Origin of the sequence: Mesorhizobium sp. B2-4-18 (assembly GCF_006441385.1) — a bacterium.
GTDB lineage: Bacteria > Pseudomonadota > Alphaproteobacteria > Rhizobiales > Rhizobiaceae > Mesorhizobium > Mesorhizobium australicum.
Genome location: NZ_VFUW01000011.1, coordinates 145,455 through 163,918, shown reverse-complemented (window position 1 = coordinate 163,918; position 18,464 = coordinate 145,455). Strand labels below are relative to the sequence as shown.

Annotated in this window: 18 protein-coding genes; 11 read left to right on the top strand and 7 right to left on the bottom strand. The window is 63.9% G+C overall.

The genetic code is table 11. The annotated features are described in order from the left end of the window. Nucleotides 1-18 precede the first annotated feature (18 nt). Nucleotides 19-786, top strand: a complete 768-nt coding sequence (locus tag FJ527_RS24360) for a class II aldolase and adducin N-terminal domain-containing protein (RefSeq protein ID WP_015314496.1) — start codon at nucleotides 19-21, stop codon at nucleotides 784-786. A gap of 3 nt (nucleotides 787-789) precedes the next feature. Here the strand turns inward: FJ527_RS24360 and FJ527_RS24355 are convergent, their stop codons facing one another. Next, on the bottom strand, nucleotides 790-1,422 hold the full coding sequence (locus FJ527_RS24355) for an HAD family phosphatase (protein ID WP_015314495.1): 633 nt from the start codon (nucleotides 1,420-1,422) through the stop codon (nucleotides 790-792). A gap of 242 nt (nucleotides 1,423-1,664) precedes the next feature. Between FJ527_RS24355 and FJ527_RS24350 the strand changes: the two genes are divergently transcribed. Further along, nucleotides 1,665-2,624: a sugar-binding transcriptional regulator gene (locus FJ527_RS24350; protein WP_140615310.1), complete on the top strand. Its 960-nt coding sequence runs from the start codon at nucleotides 1,665-1,667 to the stop codon at nucleotides 2,622-2,624. Nucleotides 2,625-2,649: 25 nt separating this feature from the next. Here FJ527_RS24350 and FJ527_RS24345 read toward each other — a convergent pair whose 3' ends face one another. After that, nucleotides 2,650-2,835 (bottom strand): hypothetical protein, encoded by a 186-nt coding sequence (locus FJ527_RS24345; protein WP_015314493.1) that lies wholly within the window; start codon nucleotides 2,833-2,835, stop codon nucleotides 2,650-2,652. 110 nt (nucleotides 2,836-2,945) lie between these two features. Here FJ527_RS24345 and gcvA point away from each other — a divergent pair, with 110 nt between their 5' ends. The 9 genes from gcvA (at nucleotide 2,946) to FJ527_RS24300 (ending at nucleotide 13,020) form a co-directional block, all read left to right on the top strand. Continuing rightward, on the top strand, nucleotides 2,946-3,851 hold the full coding sequence (gene gcvA / locus FJ527_RS24340; RefSeq protein ID WP_140719280.1) for a transcriptional regulator GcvA: 906 nt from the start codon (nucleotides 2,946-2,948) through the stop codon (nucleotides 3,849-3,851). Between the two features lie 236 nt (nucleotides 3,852-4,087). After that, nucleotides 4,088-5,398, top strand: coding sequence for a sugar ABC transporter substrate-binding protein (locus tag FJ527_RS24335; RefSeq protein WP_015314491.1), 1,311 nt, complete (start codon nucleotides 4,088-4,090; stop codon nucleotides 5,396-5,398). A gap of 124 nt (nucleotides 5,399-5,522) precedes the next feature. Beyond that, the gene (locus tag FJ527_RS24330; RefSeq protein ID WP_140824229.1) at nucleotides 5,523-6,395 is read left to right on the top strand and encodes a sugar ABC transporter permease; all 873 of its coding nucleotides are present in this window, start codon (nucleotides 5,523-5,525) and stop codon (nucleotides 6,393-6,395) included. Between the two features lie 11 nt (nucleotides 6,396-6,406). Beyond that, nucleotides 6,407-7,231, top strand: a complete 825-nt coding sequence (locus FJ527_RS24325; protein WP_015314489.1) for a carbohydrate ABC transporter permease — start codon at nucleotides 6,407-6,409, stop codon at nucleotides 7,229-7,231. A gap of 50 nt (nucleotides 7,232-7,281) precedes the next feature. Beyond that, nucleotides 7,282-8,286, top strand: coding sequence for an ABC transporter ATP-binding protein (locus FJ527_RS24320; protein ID WP_015314488.1), 1,005 nt, complete (start codon nucleotides 7,282-7,284; stop codon nucleotides 8,284-8,286). A gap of 38 nt (nucleotides 8,287-8,324) precedes the next feature. Continuing rightward, nucleotides 8,325-9,095, top strand: coding sequence for an L-iditol 2-dehydrogenase (locus tag FJ527_RS24315; protein ID WP_140660188.1), 771 nt, complete (start codon nucleotides 8,325-8,327; stop codon nucleotides 9,093-9,095). A gap of 164 nt (nucleotides 9,096-9,259) precedes the next feature. Further along, on the top strand, nucleotides 9,260-10,738 hold the full coding sequence (locus FJ527_RS24310; RefSeq protein ID WP_140824228.1) for a mannitol dehydrogenase family protein: 1,479 nt from the start codon (nucleotides 9,260-9,262) through the stop codon (nucleotides 10,736-10,738). A 15-nt stretch (nucleotides 10,739-10,753) separates the two neighbouring features. Next, the gene (locus tag FJ527_RS24305; protein ID WP_140824227.1) at nucleotides 10,754-11,437 is read left to right on the top strand and encodes an HAD-IA family hydrolase; all 684 of its coding nucleotides are present in this window, start codon (nucleotides 10,754-10,756) and stop codon (nucleotides 11,435-11,437) included. Further along, nucleotides 11,434-13,020 (top strand): FGGY-family carbohydrate kinase, encoded by a 1,587-nt coding sequence (locus tag FJ527_RS24300; protein WP_140824226.1) that lies wholly within the window; start codon nucleotides 11,434-11,436, stop codon nucleotides 13,018-13,020. Before FJ527_RS24305 ends, FJ527_RS24300 begins: the two co-directional genes overlap by 4 nt. An 11-nt stretch (nucleotides 13,021-13,031) precedes the next feature. Here FJ527_RS24300 and ugpC read toward each other — a convergent pair whose 3' ends face one another. The 5 genes from ugpC to FJ527_RS24275 all read right to left on the bottom strand — a co-directional run bounded on the left by ugpC (nucleotide 13,032) and on the right by FJ527_RS24275 (nucleotide 18,247). Beyond that, entirely contained in the window at nucleotides 13,032-14,117 is a 1,086-nt protein-coding gene (ugpC, locus tag FJ527_RS24295) for a sn-glycerol-3-phosphate ABC transporter ATP-binding protein UgpC (protein WP_140824225.1), read from the bottom strand. Between the two features lie 2 nt (nucleotides 14,118-14,119). Next, nucleotides 14,120-15,166: an NAD(P)-dependent alcohol dehydrogenase gene (locus tag FJ527_RS24290; RefSeq protein WP_140719270.1), complete on the bottom strand. Its 1,047-nt coding sequence runs from the start codon at nucleotides 15,164-15,166 to the stop codon at nucleotides 14,120-14,122. Nucleotides 15,167-15,181: 15 nt separating this feature from the next. Further along, nucleotides 15,182-15,994 carry a carbohydrate ABC transporter permease gene (locus tag FJ527_RS24285; RefSeq protein WP_140824224.1) on the bottom strand — a complete coding sequence of 271 codons (813 nt, stop codon included), beginning with the start codon at nucleotides 15,992-15,994 and terminating at the stop codon, nucleotides 15,182-15,184. After that, nucleotides 15,991-16,857 (bottom strand): sugar ABC transporter permease, encoded by an 867-nt coding sequence (locus tag FJ527_RS24280; protein WP_140790004.1) that lies wholly within the window; start codon nucleotides 16,855-16,857, stop codon nucleotides 15,991-15,993. Before FJ527_RS24280 ends, FJ527_RS24285 begins: the two co-directional genes overlap by 4 nt. Nucleotides 16,858-16,975: 118 nt before the next feature. Then, on the bottom strand, nucleotides 16,976-18,247 hold the full coding sequence (locus tag FJ527_RS24275; RefSeq protein WP_140719264.1) for an extracellular solute-binding protein: 1,272 nt from the start codon (nucleotides 18,245-18,247) through the stop codon (nucleotides 16,976-16,978). Nucleotides 18,248-18,464 lie beyond the last annotated feature (217 nt).

Here is an 18,464-nt window from a genome sequence, read left to right as displayed (position 1 = left end):
AACCGGAGGATATTTTCGATGAGCATCGCCCGCCTGCAGAAGGAAACGCTGACCAACCTGCCCTTCTACGAAGAGCGCGTCGATCTCGCCTGCGCCTTCCGCTGGACGGCGCGGCTCAACATGCATGAGGCGGTGGCCAACCATTTCTCGCTGGCGGTCAATGACGACGGCACCAGGTTCCTGATGAACCCAAACCAAGTGCATTTCTCGCGCATCAAGGCCAGCGACCTGATCGAGATCGACGCCAACGACCCCGAGACGCTTTCCGGGCCGAATGCACCCGACCCCACGGCATGGGGCCTGCACGGCGCCGTCCATCGCAACGTGCCGCACGCGCGCTGCGTCATGCACGTCCATTCGATCCACGCCACCGTGCTGGCCTCGCTTGCCGACTCGACGCTGCCGCCGATCGACCAGAATTCGGCGATGTTCTTCAACCGTCACGTCGTCGACGCCCATTATGGCGGACTGGCCTTCGAGGAAGAGGGCGAGCGCTGCTCGCAGCTTCTCGCCGACCCCAAGGTCAAGGTGATGGTGATGGGCAACCATGGCGTGCTGGTCATCGGCGACACCGTCGCCGACGCCTTCAACCGCATGTTCTATTTCGAGCGTGCCGCCGAGACCTACATCAAGGCGCTGTGGACGGGCCGGCCGCTGCGCACCCTGTCCGACGCGATCGCCGAGAAGGCGGCGAGCGAGATGGACAACTATCCCGGCCAGGCCGAACGTCATCTCGCCGAGTTGAAGGCGATCCTCGACGAGCAGGAGCCGGTGTACCGGAACTGAACGCTACAGTCCGAGCTGAGCCCGCAATTCCCCGGCGCTGTTGATGACAATGGCGCCGGGCGGTCCTTCCATCGGCTTTTCAGGCCAGAAGATCGTCTTCATTCCCGCCGCCAAGCCCGCCATGGCGCCCGGCCAGCTGTCGTCGACCGCGACGGCGTGCGCGGGATCGACGTCTGCCAGATAGGCGGCGCGAAGGAAAGGCTCCGCGTGCGGCTTGCCTTCCCGCACATCGTTGCGGCTGATCGTCTTCATGCCGGGGTAGGTCAGCCCGACCATATGCAGATTGGCGTCGACGATCATCCGATCCGAGTTTGAGACCACCGCCTGCTGCACGCCGAGCGCGCGCAACTCCTTGAAGATCTCGATGGCGCCTGGGCGCGGCTTCAGCCCCTCGACCAGCGGCAGGTAATGCTCATATTTGTGAACGATCCATTCGTCGAAGGGCAGTTGCAGCCCGAACTCGTCGCGCATCATTTCGTAGACCGGCCAGGCGGCGACGCCGAGCACGCGTTCGTGCAGATCGGCCGGAGGCGTGAGGCCGGCATTGCGCATCGCTGCGATGAGGGCTGCCTCATGCAGCGGTTCGCTGTCGACCAGCGTCCCGTCCATGTCCCAGAAAACCGCCTTCGGTGTCATGCAGCGCTCCTTTTTTCGATCCCTTAAAGGGTTTGCGCCGCGAGATAAACCTTTGGCGGCCATTGAACATGCCTTCAGATGGGGAAACGGACCCGCGACGCTTTCTCCGATAGGATGTTTGCGGAGAAATCACCGCTGCTTCGGCGCAGGCATTTGCTCTTGCGATTGACAATTGCGCAGGCGGTCATTCCCTGCGAAACTGATACGACCGCCTGATGATCGGCGGTTTCGGGAGGCAGGACGTGAATACCCGGCAGGATGGCGGCAGCAACAGGCTGGACGACGCGGCGCGCGCCGGCTGGCTCTACTATGTTGCCGGCAACACACAGGACCAGATCGCCGCCACGCTCGGCATATCGAGGCAGACGGCGCAGCGTCTGGTGTCGCTGGCGGTGTCGGAAGGCCTGATCAAGGTCCGCGTCGATCATCCGATCGCCAACTGCCTTGATCTCGCCGCGCGGCTGAAATCGCGCTTTGCGCTCGACCTGGTCGAGGTGGTGCCGAGCGACCCCAATTCATCCTCCACCACTATCGGCATCGCCGAAGCGGCGGCCGCCGAGATCGAGCGGCGGCTGCGGTCGCCGACGCCGATCGTCATGGGCATCGGCACCGGACGGACGCTGAAGGCGGCGATCGAACAATTGCCGCCGATGGAATGCCCGCAGCACAAGGTGGTGTCCTTGACCGGCAACATCTCGCCGGACGGGTCCGCTGCCTTCTACAACGTCATCTTCACCATGGCCGACAGGGTCAAGGCGCGGTCCTTCCCGATGCCGCTGCCGGTCATCGCCTCTTCGCCGCAGGAGCGCGAGATGCTGCTCAACCAGCCGATGATCCAGCCGACACTGGTGCTTGCGGCGGAGGCCGACGTCACCTTCATCGGTATCGGCGACCTCGGCCCGAAGGCGCCGCTCTACGAGGATGGCTTCATTTCCGAAAGCGAACTGAAAGCCTTGCAGAAGGCCGGCGGCGTCGCTGAAATCGTTGGCTGGGTGTTCGATCGCGAGGGCCGCATGATCGACGGCATCACCAATGACCGGGTGTCGTCGGCGGCGCTGCCGTCGCGCGAGAAGTCGCTGGTGATCGCGCTCGCCATGGGCGAGCGCAAGCTGCCCGGCATCCTGGCGGCGGTCAACCGACGGCTGGTCAACGGGCTCATCACCGACGAGCGGACGGCGGCCGCCCTGCTGGCCAGTATCTGACGGCTTCGCGATAAAGCCAGCAAGGCTATTGGTGCCGGCCGAAAGGGTCGTTGCCATCGAGGAAACCGAGGTCGCGCTGCAGATGCGGCGACAGGTCCCTGACGTCGAGATGCGCCCTTTTTCGGGTCGCGAACCAGCCGAATCCGTCCGCAAGCCACGAAATCCAGCGATGATCGGGGGCGGGAGTGCATTTTTGCTGCGCCATGGTCATGAGCGTCAACCTTCGTTATCCTGAACCCGAATGACGGGTTGAGGATGAATGTCGGCCTTGCCGGCCGCTTTTGCCAATCGAACGTCGATAACGATCCATAAGGAGGCTTTATGCCTGATCTCAGCGCGCCGCAGGTTTCGCAGCTGCCGCCGTTACAGGCGATCCGGGTGTTCGAGGCGGTGGCGCGGCATCTTTCCTTCACCAAGGCCGCTGGCGAACTCGCCATGACGCAAGCGGCGGTCAGCTATCAGATCAAGGTGCTGGAGGAGCGCGTCGGCGCTCCGCTGTTCCTGCGCCGGCCGCGGCAGATCGAACTGACCGAAGCCGGCCAGCGCCTGGCGCCGGCGGTCAGCGAGGCCTTTGCCATTCTTAGCCAGGCCTATGCCGCCGCGCGCGGCGGGGCGGACGGGTTGTTGTGCGTCACCACGGTGCTGACTTTTGCCTCGAACTGGCTGGCGCACCATCTGGGCGCATTCCAGATCGCGCATCCCTCGCTTGCCGTGCGGCTCGACACGTCGAGCCGGTTGACGGATTTCGCCCGCGAGGATGTCGACCTCGCCATTCGTTCTGGCGGCGGCAAATGGCCGGGGCTGGAAGCCCACAAGCTGCTCGATGCCGATTTCACGCCCATGCTGAGCCCGAAGCTCGCTGCGAGCATCGGCGGCATCAACGAACCGGCCGACCTGCTCAAGCTGCCGATCCTCGATCCCAGCGATATCTGGTGGACGCAATGGTTCGAGGCCGCCGGCGTGCACAGCCACGACCTTGCCAGGCGGCCCGGCAGCAGCATGGGCGCGCAGGCCTATGAAGCCAACGCGGCCATATCGGGCCATGGCGTGGCGATCCTGACCCGGGCGCTGTTCAAGGCCGAACTCGCCGACGGCCGGCTGATCCAGCCATTCGAGCTGGTCGGCGACGACGGGCACGCCTACTGGCTGGTCTACCCCGAGGCGCGCCGCAACGTGCCCAAGATCCGCGCCTTCCGCGACTGGCTGCTGGCCGAGATCGCCTGCTGACCGGCACATAAGCTGACGTCAGACCGGGGCAACAAACGACATCCCGTTCGAGAGGCTTTGGCCCCGCCGCCTGGACTCCAGACGGCGGCAACCCGAGCCCTGTCGCCGAACCTCCGCCCCATTCGCCGGCCGTGTGCTGCGCTGCAGCATCGAATCCGGCTTGACATAATTAAGACTAAGTGAGTAATTGCTCACAACCAAGGCAAATGCTCAACTTGGTTTATGGGAGGAATTTGATGAAACTTCGCACGCTCACCCTGGGCTTGTTGTCGGCCAGCACGCTTGCGTTCGCCGCACACGCCGAATCCATCACCATCGCCACCGTCAACAATGGCGATATGGTCCGCATGCAGAAGCTGACCGACGACTTCACCAAGGCTAACCCGGACATCCAGCTCAACTGGGTCACGCTCGAAGAGAACGTGCTGCGCGAGCGCGTCACCACCGACATCGCCACCAAGGGTGGCCAGTATGACGTGATGACCATCGGCACCTACGAGGTTCCGATCTGGGCCAAGCAGAGCTGGCTCCTGCCGCTCGACAAGCTCGGCGACGACTATGACGCCAAGGACATCATCCCGGCCATTGCCGGCGGCCTTTCGGTCGATGGCAAGCTCTATGCCGCGCCCTTCTACGGCGAGAGCTCCTTCGTCATGTACCGCAAGGACCTGATGGAGAAGGCTGGGCTGAAAATGCCCGACGCCCCGACCTGGGATTTCATCAAGCAGGCGGCCGACAAGATGACCGACCGCGCCAATGGCGTGAACGGCGTCTGCCTGCGCGGCAAGGCCGGCTGGGGCGAGAACATGGCTTTCCTGACCGCCATGTCGAACTCCTTCGGCGCCCGCTGGTTCGACGAGAACTGGAAGCCGCAGTTCGACCAGCCGGAATGGAAGAAGACGCTGCAGTTCTATGTCGACCTGATGAAGGCCGACGGTCCCGAGGGCGCCTCGTCCAACGGCTTCAACGAGAACCTGGCGCTCTTCCAGCAGGGCAAGTGCGGCATGTGGATCGACGCCACCGTCGCCGCCTCCTTCGTCTCCGACCCGAAGAACTCCACCGTCGCCGACAAGGTCGGCTATGCCCTGGCGCCCGACAATGGCCTAGGCAAGCGCGGCAACTGGCTGTGGGCGTGGTCGCTGGCGATCCCGGCCGGCACGCAGAAGGCGGACGCCGCCGAGAAGTTCGTGTCCTGGGCGACCAGCAAGCACTATGCCGAGCTCGTCGCGTCGAAGGAAGGCTGGGCAAACGTGCCTCCGGGCACGCGTTCCTCGCTCTACGCCAATCCCGAGTACCAGAAGGCGGCTCCGTTCGCCAAGATGACGCTGGACTCCATCAATGCCGCCGACCCGACGCATCCGACCGTCAAGCCGGTGCCCTATGTCGGCGTGCAGTTTGTCGCCATCCCTGAATTCCAGGGCCTTGGCACCACCGTCGGCCAGCTCTTCTCGGCGGCTCTTGCCGGCCAGTCGAGCGTCGACGATGCGCTGAAGCAGGCCCAGGACGCCTCCACCGCGGCGATGACCGAGGGCGGCTACATCAAGTAAGGCTCCTCCCGGTGCCGAACGCCGGTCACCTCCTCGACCGGCACCGGCCGCCCGAAACCCAGTTCGGGCGGCCGCCTTTCCAGAGCCTGTGAAAATTCAGCCTGATCCTTGAAGGGTGACCGTCATGGCTACTCAGCAGACCCGTTCGCTTGCCCGATTCATGATGGCGCCTTCCGTGGTGCTGCTGTTCGTCTGGATGATCGTGCCGCTGGTCATCACGATCTGGTTCTCCTTCCAGCAGTACAATCCGCTCAATCCGATGCGCGACGGGTTCGTCGGCTTCTCCAACTACGCGCTGTTCTATTCCAATCCGGCCTTCCTGCAGTCGATCCTCAACACGCTTGTCCTGGTGGTCAGCGTGCTGCTGATCACGGTGATCGGCGGCATCCTGCTGGCGCTGCTCATCGATCAGCCGATGTGGGGCCAGGGGATCGTGCGCATCCTCGTCATCTCGCCGTTCTTCGTCATGCCGCCGGTGGCCGCATTGGTGTGGAAGAACATGATCATGCACCCGCAATATGGCGTGTTCGCCGACATAGCGCGCTTCTTCGGGGCACAGCCGATCGACTGGTTCGGGCAGCATCCGATGACGGCGATCATCATCATCGTCGCCTGGCAGTGGCTGCCTTTCGCGACATTGATCCTCCTGACCGCGCTGCAGTCGCTCGACGGCGAGCAGAAGGAAGCCGCCGAGATGGACGGCGCCGGCTTCATCAGCCGCTTCATCTATCTGACGCTGCCGCACATGTCGCGGGCGATCACCGTCGTCATCCTGATCCAGACGATCTTCCTGCTCTCGGTCTACGCCGAGATCCTGGTCACCACCAATGGCGGTCCTGGATACGCCTCCACCAACCTGCCCTTCCTCGTCTACCAGAAGGCGTTGCTGGAATTCAAAATCGGCCAGGCATCCGCGGGCGGTGTGATCGCCGTCATTCTCGCCAACGTCGTCGCCTTCTTCGCCATGCGCGCCGTCGGCAAGAACCTGGACAAGTAAGGGAGGATACGATGGCACGCTCAGTCACCACCCAGCACAAGACAATCGCGACAATTGCCGCCTGGACCGTCGCGCTGCTGATCTTCTTTCCGATCCTCTATACGATCATCACCTCGTTCAAGTCGGAACAGGAGGCGATCCAGGGCTTCAACCTGATCCCGTCCGGGACTTTCGAGAGCTATGCCGAGGTCCAGGCGCAGAGCGGTTACTTCAAGTTCTTCCTGAACTCGGTGCTGCTTTCTGTCGGCTCGACCATCCTGGCGCTGTTGGTCGCCATTCCGGCGGCATGGTCGATGGCGTTTTCGCCGACCAAGCGGACCAAGGACATATTGATGTGGATGCTGTCCACCAAGATGATGCCGGCGGTCGCCGTGCTGTTCCCGATCTACCTGATCTTCCGCAATCTCGGCCTGCTCGACTCGCGCATCGGCCTGATGATCATGCTGATGCTGATCAACCTGCCGATCGTGGTGTGGATGCTCTACACCTACTTCCGCGAAATCCCGGGCGAAATCCTGGAAGCCTCGCGTATGGACGGCGCATCCTTGTGGGGTGAAATCTGGTACGTGCTGACGCCGATGGCGGTGCCGGGCATTGCTTCGACCATGCTGCTCAACATCATCCTGGCCTGGAACGAGGCGTTCTGGACGATCCGGCTGACCACCACGGAAGCCGCCCCACTCACCGCCTTCATCAGCTCCTTCTCCAGCCCGCAAGGCCTGTTCTGGGCCAAGCTTTCGGCCGCCTCGACCCTGGCCATCGCGCCGATCCTGATCATGGGCTGGTTCAGCCAGAAGCAGCTGGTGCGCGGCCTGACATTTGGCGCGGTGAAGTGACGGAAATTGCCTGAAGCAATCGGCGAAAAACAGCCCTCGGGGAGGAAACCATGGGAAACATCACGCTCAAGAACGTCTCCAAGTCCTTTGGTTCGACGTCCATCATCCCCGGCCTCGACCTGGTGATCGAAAACGGCGAGTTCGTAGTCTTCGTCGGCCCGTCGGGTTGCGGCAAGTCCACGCTGCTCAGGCTGATCGCTGGCCTTGAGGACACCAGCGGCGGCACCATCAACATCGATGGCCGCGACGTCACCGGCGAGGCGCCGGCCAAGCGCAAGCTTGCCATGGTGTTCCAGTCCTACGCGCTCTACCCGCATATGACGGTGGCCAAAAACATCGCCTTCCCGCTGAAGATGGCGGGCGAGGACCAGGCGACCATCGACAGGAAGGTGAAGGACGCGGCGCGCGTGCTCAACCTCACCAATTACCTCGAACGCCGCCCCGGCCAGCTCTCCGGCGGCCAGCGCCAGCGCGTCGCCATCGGCCGCGCCATTGTGCGCCAGCCCTCGGCCTTCCTGTTCGACGAACCGCTGTCCAACCTCGACGCGGCACTGCGCGGCACCATGCGGCTGGAGATCAGCGAACTGCACCATCAGCTGAAAACCACGATGATCTACGTCACCCACGATCAGGTCGAGGCGATGACCATGGCTGACAAGATCGTCGTGCTCAACGCCGGCAATATCGAGCAGGTTGGCTCGCCGATGGAACTCTACAAGACGCCGAAGAACCTGTTCGTCGCCGGCTTCATCGGCTCGCCCAAGATGAACCTGATCGAAGGCGCGCCGGCTGGCAAATACACCGCCAAGACCATCGGCATCCGGCCCGAACATATGCAGATATCGACCACGGCGGGCGACTGGAAGGCGACGGTCGGCGTGGCCGAGCATCTGGGCTCCGACACGTTCCTGCACGTTCAAGCCGACGGCGTCGGGCCGCTGACGGTGCGCGCCGACGGCGAACTGGCGGTCCGCCATGGCGACACGATCTATCTCACCCCTGACAAGGCCAAGCTGCATCGCTTCGGCGCTGACGGCAAGGCGATGGCCCAGTGAGGGTGGGCCAGTGAGGATGGGCCGGTGAGGATGGGACAGTGAGGCTGCAAGGCAAATCGGCGCTGGTCACGGGATCGGCGCGAGGCATCGGCAGGGCTTTCGCCGAAGCCTATGTGCGCGAGGGCGCCACTGTCGCGATCGCCGATATCAACCTTGAAGCCGCGCAGAAGACGGCCGCCGCGATCGGCGACAACGCCTATGCCGTGAAACTCGACGTCACCGACCAGGCATCCATCGATGCGGCGGTGAAGGCGGTGGAGGACAAGGCGGGCGGTCTCGACATCCTGATCAACAACGCCGCTTTGTTCGACCTGGCCCCGATCGTGGAGATATCTCGGGCGAGCTATGAAAAGCTTTTCTCCGTCAATGTCGCGGGCACGCTGTTCATGCTGCAGGCAGCCGCCCGGTCGATGATCGCGCGGGGCAAGGGTGGCAGGATCATCAACATGGCAAGCCAGGCCGGGCGTCGCGGCGAGCCGCTGGTTGCGGTCTATTGCGCCACCAAGGCCGCGGTCATCTCGCTGACCCAGTCGGCCGGGCTCGATCTGATCAAGCACCGCATCAACGTCAACGGCATCGCGCCCGGCGTCGTTGACAGCGACATGTGGGACGAGGTCGATGCCTTGTTCGCCAAATACGAGAACCGGCCGAAGGGCGAGAAAAAGCGGCTGGTCGGCGAAGGCGTGCCTTACGGCCGCATGGGCAAGCCGGAAGACCTCGCCGGCATGGCCGTGTTCCTAGCCAGTGACGAAGCCGAATACATCGTCGCCCAGACCTACAATGTCGATGGCGGCCAATGGATGAGTTGAAAAGAACGATTTGAGGGGGACGGCGCCTCTTTCTTTCCTCCGGAGAAGGCGCCGCGGGGGCGGGTGAGGGGCCGCATGCTGGAACACCAGGTGCGGCCCCTCATCCTCGCCCTCCCGAAGGAGGCGAAACAGTCGGGCTGCAAATCGGCCAAAGGGTAAAGCAGATGACCGTGAAACTTTCGTCCTCGAGCCTCGTCAGGCTTCCGCCCAAGGTCGCAGGTCCGAACTATGACCGCTCGGCGCTGAAAGCCGGCATCGTGCATTTCGGTGTCGGCAATTTTCACCGCTCGCACCAGGCCGTCTATCTCGACGACCTGTTCGGTCAGGGCATCGGTCATGATTGGGCGCTGGTCGGCGCCGGCGTGTTCGACGGCGAGAAGATCGGCCGCGGCAAGCTTGAAGAGCAGGATTGGCTGACCACAGTGGTCGAGCAGGACGAGGGCCATATGAGCGCCCGCGTCACCGGCGCGATGATCGATTTCCTGATGCCGGGAGATGCCGCCGCCATCATCGATCGGCTGGCTGATCCGGCGATCAGGATCGTTTCGCTGACCATCACCGAAGGCGGCTATTTCATCGACCCGGCCTCCGGCGTCTTCAACCCGACCCATCCCGACATCGTCGCCGACGCGCAGCCGGGCGCCACACCGAAGACTGTGTTCGGCATTATCCTGGCCGGGCTGGTGCGACGCCGCCAGGATGGTATCGTGCCGTTCACCGTGATGTCCTGCGACAACATTCCCCACAACGGCCATGTCACGTCGGATGGTGTTATCGGCCTTGCCCGCCTGATCGACGAGGATCTGGCGAGCTGGGTCAGCGAGACGGTCGCCTTCCCGAACGCCATGGTCGACCGCATCACGCCGGCCACCAGCGACCGCGAGCGCAAGATCCTCGCCGACGATTTTGGCATCGAGGACAACTGGCCGGTGTTCTGCGAGCCGTTCCGGCAATGGGTGCTGGAAGACCATTTCACCGATGGCCGCCCGCCGCTGGAAAAGGTCGGCGTGCAGTTCGTCAAGGACGTCGCCCCTTATGAGCTGATGAAGATCCGCATCCTCAATGGTGGCCATGCCACGATAGCCTATCCGGCTGGGCTGATGGACATCCACTTCGTCCATGAGGCGATGCAGGAGCCGCTGGTGCGCGGGTTCCTCGACAAGCTCGAGCACGACGAGATCATCCCGACGGTGCCGCCGGTGCCGGACACGGTGCTGGAAGACTATTACCAGCTCATCGAGAAGCGCTTCTCCAATCCCAAGATCGGCGACACGGTGCGCCGGCTCTGCCTCGACGGGTCCAATCGCCAGCCGAAATTCATCATCCCGACCATCGCCGACCGGCTGAAGGCCGGCAAAGGCGTTGCCGGACTGGCGCTGGAATCGGCCCTTTGGTGCCGCTACTGCTTCGGCACGACGGATAGCGGCGCCGTCATCGAGCCCAACGACCCGAGCTGGGACCGGCTGAAGGCAACGGCAAAGGCGGCAAAGGACGCGCCCGCCGCGTGGCTTGCGATGGACGATATCTATGGCGACGTCGGCCGCGCCGCCGCCTTCGTCGAGGCCTTCGCCCACGTGCTCAACGTGCTCTGGGCCAATGGCACGCGCGCCACGCTGACGCGCTACCTCGCCGGCAAGCTCTGAGAGCCAGCCGGCATCATGACGCCTGAACTGGTCATCTTCGACTGCGACGGCGTGCTGGTCGACAGCGAGGCGCTCTCCGTCTCGGCGCTGCTCGGCATGATCGAACTCGCCGGCGGCAGTCTCGGCGAGGACGCTGCCTACGAGTATTTCCTAGGCAAGAGCATGAAGAGCGTGCGTGAGATCCTTGGTCGCGACTTCGGCCTGGAGATCACCGATCAGCATCTCACCGCCATGCGCGTCGAGCTCATGCGAAAGTTTCGCGAGGAGCTGAAGCCGATCCCCGGCGTCAAGGAGATGCTGCCGAAGCTCGGCCTGCCGTACTGCGTCGCCTCTTCCGGCACGCTGGAACGCATCCGTTACGCGCTCGACGTCACCGGTCTGCTGACGCTGATGGAGCCGCATCTGTTCAGCGCGGCCATGGTTGCCAAGGGGAAGCCGGCGCCCGACCTTTTCCTCCACGCCGCCGCCACCATGCGAGCCCATCCGCGCAGATGTCTCGTCATCGAGGACAGCCCGGCCGGTGTCGCCGCCGCACGCGCGGCAGGCATGCGCGTCCTTGCCTTTACCGGTGGCGCGCACGCTGGCAATCCGGCATTGAAAGCGCGGCTTGCGTCGACCGAACCGGACTTTATATTCGCTGACATGCTGCAATTGCCCGATCTGATTGCAGGCCTGGGAGCGAGAGTTAGAGCATCTTGACGAAACAGTTTGTCTGCGCGGTCGATGTCGGCACCGGGAGCGCTCGCGCGGGCATTCTCGACGCCAGTGGCACCTTGCTCGGCCGTGCCGAGCGGCCGATCGCCATGAACCAGCCGAAGCCGGATCATGCCGAGCACGATTCGCGCGATATCTGGTCCGCCGTCTGCACCGCCGTGCGTGCCGCGCGGGAAAAGGCCGGCGTCGCCGCCGGGGATATCGCCGGCATCTCCTTCGATGCCACCTGTTCTCTGGTCGTGCGGGATAGGCAAGGCGGCCAGCTCAGTGTGTCGACGACCGGCGACAAGCGCTGGGACACCATTGTCTGGCTCGATCACCGCGCCATCGCCGAAGCCGACGAATGCACGGCGAGCGGCCACGAGGTGCTGAATTATATCGGCGGCGTCATGTCGCCCGAGATGGCGACGCCGAAGCTGATGTGGCTGAAGCGTAATCTACCGAAGACATGGAATGAAGCCGGCTACCTGTTCGACCTGGCCGATTTCCTGACCTGGCAGGCAACGGGCTCGCTGGCCCGCTCGCAATGCACGCTGACAGCGAAATGGACTTATCTGGCGCACCAGGACAGCGCATGGCAGCGCGATTTCTTCGAACTCGTCGGCCTCGACGATCTTTTTGACCATGGCAATCTGCCCGAAAAGGCAAGCCCGGTTGGCGCCGATATCGGTCCGTTGATGGCGCAGGCAGCGGCGGAACTCGGCTTGACCGAAAACTGCCGCGTCGGCGCAGGCGTCATCGATGCCTATGCCGGGGCGCTTGGCGTGCTCGGCGGTTTTGCCGGCGACGACCAGAATATCGGCCGCCATCTGGCGCTGATCGCCGGCACGTCCTCCTGCGTCATGGCGATGTCGCCCGACCCGCAGCCTTTCGCCGGCGTCTGGGGCCCTTACTACGGCGCCGCGCTGCCGAAGCTGTGGCTATCGGAAGGCGGCCAGTCGGCGACCGGGGCGCTGCTCGACCACATCATCCGCTGGCACGGCGCCGGCGGCGAGCCGAACGCGGCCATGCATGCCAGGATTGCCGGGCGCGTCGCCGAACTGCGCGCCGCCGAGGGCGAGAACCTTGCCGCGCGGCTGCATGTGCTGCCGGATTTCCACGGCAACCGCTCGCCGCTGGCCGACCCGCACGCCGTCGGCGTCGTCAGCGGTTTGACGCTGGATTCGTCGTTCGACAGCCTGTGCAAGCTCTACTGGCGCACCGCCGTCGGCATCGCGCTCGGCGTGCGCCATGTGCTGGAGGCGCTGAATGAGAACGGCTACCTGATCGACACGCTGCACGTCACCGGCGGCCACACCAAGAACCCGCTCTTGATGGAGCTCTATGCCGACGCCACCGGCTGTACGGTGGTCGAGCCGCTGGCCGACGAGGCGGTGCTGCTCGGCACCGGCATGGTGGCGGCGACCGCCGCCGGGCTGTTCCCCGATCTCAACGCCGCCTGCCTTGCCATGCAGCAGGGCGGCAAGACACGCGCCGCCAACCCGGCGGCCGGCCCCCGCTTCGATCGCGACTACCGTATTTTCCTGGAAATGCACCGGCAGCGGCAGGTGCTCGACGCCATCCGGTAGGTTTTGGCGCTCTACTGCTTGCGCAGGGACACGCCCGATGTCGCGTCGAACAGGTGGATCGCTTCCTCCTCGAACGTATAGCGGACAGGCGCATGCAGCACCGGGCATTCGCGTGCCGGAACCAGTGCGCTGATCTCCTTGCCGCCGGAGCCGAAGGTCACCAGCGCGTCATTGCCATGGAATTCGATGAGATCGGCAGTGCCTTGCAATATGCCGCCGGCGCCGGCGCTGGCCGTCTTCAGGTCCGGCGGGCGGATGCCCAGCACGGCGCGATCGCCCGGCTGGAGATGAAAACCCGCCCCGTCTATCGAAAGCACCGTTCCGGCGCCGGTCAGCGTCAAGCCGTTCCCCGCCCGGCCAACCGTCACCTCGATGAAATTCATGTTCGGCGTGCCGATGAAGCCGGCCACGAAAATATTGCCCGGCTGCCGGTAGATTTCCGCCGGCGAGCCGATCTGCTCGATGACGCCGTCCTTGAGCAGCACGATGCGGTCGGCAAGCGTCATCGCCTCCAGCTGGTCGTGGGTGACATAGACGGTGGTGGTCTTCAGCGACTGGTGCAGCCGCGCGATCTCGACGCGCATATGGTTGCGCAATTTGGCGTCGAGATTGGACAACGGCTCGTCGAACAGGAACACCTTGGGCGTCTTGATCATGGCCCGGGCGATCGCCACGCGCTGCTGCTGGCCGCCGGAAAGTTCGGCTGGCTTGCGGCCGAGATAAGGGTCGAGCCCCAGCGTCCCCGACACCGCTTCGACCCGCTTGCGGATCTCGGCCGCCGGCACCTTCTGGCGCCGCAGCCCGAAGGCGATGTTGTCGAAGATCGTCATGTGCGGATAGAGCGCGTAGTTCTGGAACACCATGGCGATGCCGCGATCCCCCGGATCGAGGTCGTTGACCACCTTGCCGCCGATCGAGACCTCGCCGCCGCTGATGTCCTCCAACCCCGCCAGCATCCTGAGCAAGGTCGACTTGCCGCAGCCGGACGGGCCTAGGAACACGACGAATTCGTGCTCTTCAATGCTGAGGTTGAGATCGCGGATGACCGTGGTGGAGCCATAGGCCTTGTCGACGTGGGAGCAAACGATCGCGGACATGGTCAGCCCTTTTCGCCTGTAAGCAGGATCTGCAGCTTGACGTCCTGCGGGTTGCCTTCGGCGGCCCGTTCGAACGCCTTGATGCTGTCGGCGAAATCATAGGTGCCGGTGATCAGCGGCTTGAGGTCGACCTTGCCGGAGGCGATGAGCTGCAGGGCGCGGTCGAAAATGTTGGCATAGCGGAACACCGTCTCGATGCGCACTTCCTTCGAGATCGCCGCCGGTACGTTGAGGGCCACCGGCTCCACCGGCAGCCCGACCAGCACCACCGCGCCACCTGGCCGCACGACATCGAACAGGTCGGCGAAGGCCTTGGGGCTCCCGCTCGCCTCGAAGACGATGTCGGCGCCCCAATTGTCGGTCGCCGCCGCGACGGCGTCGACAAGCGACTGCTCGCCGATATTGACCGGCACGATGCCGGCATATTGCGCTGCGATCGTCAGCTTGGGCGCGGAAAAGTCGGAAATCAGCACTTTCGAACAGCCGCCGGCAAGGGCGGCAAGCGCGATCATGATGCCGATCGGGCCGCAGCCGACGACGACGGCGACATCGCCCGGAATGATGCGGGCACGGCTTGCCGCCTGCATGCCGATGGCGAAGGGCTCGACCATGGCGCCCTCGGCGAAGGAGACATTGTCGGGCAGCCTGTAGGTGAAAGCCGCCGGGTGCACGGCATAGGGAGCAAGGATGCCATGCACCGGCGGGGTCGCCCAGAAAGTGACGTCCGGGTCGACATTGTAGATGCCGAGTTTTGTCGCGCGCGACGACAGGTTCGGCACGCCGGGCTCCATGCAGACGCGGTCGCCGACTTTCAAACTCCTGACATTAGCGCCGACCTCGACGATTGTGCCGGCGGCCTCGTGGCCGAGCACCATCGGCGCCCGCACGACATAGCTGCCGATGGCGCCATGGGTGTAATAGTGCACGTCGCTGCCGCAGACGCCGACCGTATGGATGGCGATCCTGACGTCGTCGGGTCCGACATCGAGCGGCAACGCGATCTCGCGCAGCGACAGTTCGCCTTTTTTTTCAAGTACCAAAGCCCGCATCGGGTCGTCCTCACTTCAAGTCTTTTTTTGCCGGAAAACGGAATTCAGGAAACCGCTGAGCACGCCGAGGAAAAGCAGCGGCGGCAGCGACAGGAGCACGACCGAGGCGTTCAAAATCCCCCACGGCACATTCATGCCTTGCTGGGAGAGTTCGGAGGCGACGATCGGCAAGGTCTTGGCATTGGAACTCGACAGCATCAGCGCGATCAGGAACTCGTTCCAGACCAGCACGAAGCTGAAGGCAATCGCGCCGATCAGCGAACGGGCAGCCACGGGCAGCGCGATCCGCCAGAACACCGCGTAAGCGCCGTACCCGTCAACGAAGGCGGCTTCCTCGATTTCCTTCGGCACGGCCTGGAAGGCTGGAATGGCCAGCCACATAATCACCGAGATGGTGAGCAGGGAGTAGGTGACGATCAAAGCCGGCAAAGTGTCGTAGAGGCCGAGCTGCAGCCAGATCACCATCAGCGGGATCGCCACCGCCACCGGCGGCAGGAAACGCAGCGACAGCACGAAGAACTGGATGTCGCCGGCCCAGCGGTTGGGATAGCGCGCCACCGCGTAGGCCGCGGGCAGGCCAAGCACGACGCCGATCAGCACGGCCGTGCCGCAGGCGACGACCGAATTGTAGAGGCCGGTGATGACGCTGTCGCGGCCAAGGATATAGCTGATATTGGCTAGCGTCGGCGTGAACACGACGCGCGGAACGCGGGTGATGATGTCGACGCTGTTCTTCAGCGAATTGAGCGCCGTCCACAGCAGCGGGAACACGGCCAGAAATCCGGCGAAGGCCAGGACGGCCTTGGCGATGATGCGGCCGGGCCTCATGCCTGCACCCGCTTCCACAGCATGGTGAAGGTGATGACGGTGGCGATCATCATCAGCACGGCCATCGCCGAGGCGTAGGAGACCTTGCCGGACTCGATGAAGCCTTGCGAGAAGGCGTACATGTCGAGCGTTTCGGTTGCCACGCCCGGCCCGCCGCGGGTCATCACATAGATCAGGTCGAAGGAGCGCAGCGACTCGATCATCTTGACGAACATCAGGCTGATCAGCGGCGCCTTCAGCATCGGCAAGGTGACGTAGGCGTGGATCTGCCAGCGCCGGGCGTGGTCGAGCCGGGCTGCCTCGATCGGCTGCGGCGGCAACGTCTCCAGCAGCTTGAGCACGATGACGGCGAAGAACAGGCCCCATTGCCATACGTCGACCGAAGCCACAGCGAACAGCGCCGTCGCGGGCTTGGACAGCGGATCGAAGATCAGCCCGCCGGTGAGCAGCCGGTAGGGGTAGGTGGCGATGCCGTAGAGTGGATGATAGGCGAACTTCCAGACGAAGGCGGCCGAGACGCGCGGCAGCAGCACCGGGATGATGAACAGCAGGCAGTAGAGATTGCGCAGGCGCGGCGAAGCGACCTCGAACATCAAGACGCCCAACCCAATGGCCACGGCCATGGTCGCCACGACGGTGACGATCTCCCATTTCACCGACACCCAGACGGCATTGAGGAAGCGGCGGTCGGAGAATAGATCAAAGAAGTTCGAGAACCAGACCCAGGAATAGGCCGTCGAGCTCAGCTCGCGGTTCTGCAGGGCGATGATGATCGCGTAGAGCGTCGGCACCATCGACAGGATCAGCAGAATGACCAGCGTCGGCACGACAAAGGTGACCGGCAGGGATGAACGTCGAGGCATTGGTCTCAGGCCTTGCTGTGTCTCTGATATCTGGACATGACGGGCAGGCCCTCCTGCGACGCACAGATTCCGGCGGTCCCGAGACTGCCGCGAACCGCGCGCCGCAAGAGGGAGGGACCTACTTCTTCACCAGCTCATTGGCATAGGCCTCGAGCTCGTTGAGGCTGCCCTTGACGTCGGTGCGCGTGCCGGCGATCAATTCCTCGAGGATGATGCCCCAGCGGTCGCCGAGATCCGGCCAGCGTGGATCCTGCCAGAAGTTCACGGCCGTCACCTTGCCTGTTTCGGCAAGCGCCTGGCCGAGATCGGCGCCGTAGATATCGGCGAACTCCTTGCTGGACAGGATGCTGGTGCGGTTCAGCTCACCGAACTGGTGGGCGTCGAGCCGGCGCTTCTCGTTTTCCTTCGACGTTGCCCAGGCGATGAACAGGCCGGCGCATTTCTTCGAAGCGTCGTCGGCATTGGCTTTTGCCGCGATGGCGAGGCCATGACCGTAGCCGCCGCCGGGAAGTGGCGAGGGCGGCGGCAGGAAGCCGATCTTGCCGACCACTTGCGAGGTTTTCGGATCGACCGCCATGCCCGAAAGCGGCGTCGATTCGACGAGGATCGCGACCTGGCCCGACAGGAAGGCGCCGGTCGATTCGTCCCAGCTGCCGGTCTGCGTGCCGGGTGCCGAATCCTTGAACAGCTTCAAATAGGTCTCGGTCGCCTTGACCGCGGCCTCGGAATTGAAGGCCGGCTTGTCGCCGTCGAACCACTTGCCGCCATAGGCCTTGAAGAACGGCATCCAGCGCCAGACATTGGCGCCCGAGCCGCGTGCGCCCCGCAACGCGATGCCATACATGCCCTTGTCGGCATTGGTCAGCTTCGGCACGTCGGCGATCAGCTCGTCCAGCGTCTTGGGCGGCTGGATGCCGGCGGCCTCCAGCACGTCCTTGCGGTAGACCATCAGGTCGCCGCCGCCGGTCAGCGGCGCGAACCAGACCTTGCCGTCATAGGTGGCGACCTTCTGGCGGCCCGGGTCGAAGTCGGCATAGTCGTAGTCGGCCGGATAAAAATCGGTCAGCGGCACGATCCACTTCGACGAGGCGAAAAGCGCCACATTTGCTTCATCGACATAGTAGACGTTGTAGTTGCCCACTGTGGACGCGTCCGCGCGCGACTTGGCGCGGCGATCGTTCTCATTGAGATAATCGATCTTGAAGCTCGCGCCGGAGAGCTTCTCGAACTCGGCCTTTGAGTCCTCCAGAAGCGTCAGGCCGTCGCGTGGCTGCGCCAGCACCTTGACCGGTGCCGAGCAGACCGGCGCCTGCGCCAGGGCTAGGGTTGAAACGGTAGCGGAAAGCACGAAAGCTGCGCCAAGGCTGGCAGCGAGCCGAACTGGTTTCATGATCTTTTTCTCCTCCAGGAATACGTCGCAGGAAACGCAGGTCATCGGGTTGCGCGATCCTCACCATCGCCCGGACGACATGCCACCCGTCGCCAAAATGCGCAGTTGCGATGGGGCAAGCTAGAAGCCCCGTTGCAGCCGACATGTACTTTTATGCATTGTGCAGCGCAAAAATCGGCGCCCATATAGGGGACGCGTCACACGAGTATCGATCTGG

Bases quoted from the DNA above. Each gene is read 5' to 3' on its own strand.
- FJ527_RS24345 (WP_015314493.1), bottom strand. From the start codon at position 2,835: ATGACCATGGCGCAGCAAAAATGCACTCCCGCCCCCGATCATCGCTGG.
- FJ527_RS24325 (WP_015314489.1), top strand. From the start codon at position 6,407: ATGGCACGCTCAGTCACCACCCAGCACAAGACAATCGCGACAATTGCC.
- FJ527_RS24310 (WP_140824228.1), top strand. From the start codon at position 9,260: ATGACCGTGAAACTTTCGTCCTCGAGCCTCGTCAGGCTTCCGCCCAAG.
- ugpC (WP_140824225.1), bottom strand. From the start codon at position 14,117: ATGTCCGCGATCGTTTGCTCCCACGTCGACAAGGCCTATGGCTCCACC.
- FJ527_RS24285 (WP_140824224.1), bottom strand. From the start codon at position 15,994: ATGAGGCCCGGCCGCATCATCGCCAAGGCCGTCCTGGCCTTCGCCGGA.
- FJ527_RS24320 (WP_015314488.1), top strand. From the start codon at position 7,282: ATGGGAAACATCACGCTCAAGAACGTCTCCAAGTCCTTTGGTTCGACG.
- FJ527_RS24280 (WP_140790004.1), bottom strand. From the start codon at position 16,857: ATGCCTCGACGTTCATCCCTGCCGGTCACCTTTGTCGTGCCGACGCTG.
- FJ527_RS24330 (WP_140824229.1), top strand. From the start codon at position 5,523: ATGGCTACTCAGCAGACCCGTTCGCTTGCCCGATTCATGATGGCGCCT.
- FJ527_RS24275 (WP_140719264.1), bottom strand. From the start codon at position 18,247: ATGAAACCAGTTCGGCTCGCTGCCAGCCTTGGCGCAGCTTTCGTGCTT.
- gcvA (WP_140719280.1), top strand. From the start codon at position 2,946: ATGCCTGATCTCAGCGCGCCGCAGGTTTCGCAGCTGCCGCCGTTACAG.
- FJ527_RS24355 (WP_015314495.1), bottom strand. From the start codon at position 1,422: ATGACACCGAAGGCGGTTTTCTGGGACATGGACGGGACGCTGGTCGAC.
- FJ527_RS24305 (WP_140824227.1), top strand. From the start codon at position 10,754: ATGACGCCTGAACTGGTCATCTTCGACTGCGACGGCGTGCTGGTCGAC.
- FJ527_RS24335 (WP_015314491.1), top strand. From the start codon at position 4,088: ATGAAACTTCGCACGCTCACCCTGGGCTTGTTGTCGGCCAGCACGCTT.
- FJ527_RS24360 (WP_015314496.1), top strand. From the start codon at position 19: ATGAGCATCGCCCGCCTGCAGAAGGAAACGCTGACCAACCTGCCCTTC.
- FJ527_RS24290 (WP_140719270.1), bottom strand. From the start codon at position 15,166: ATGCGGGCTTTGGTACTTGAAAAAAAAGGCGAACTGTCGCTGCGCGAG.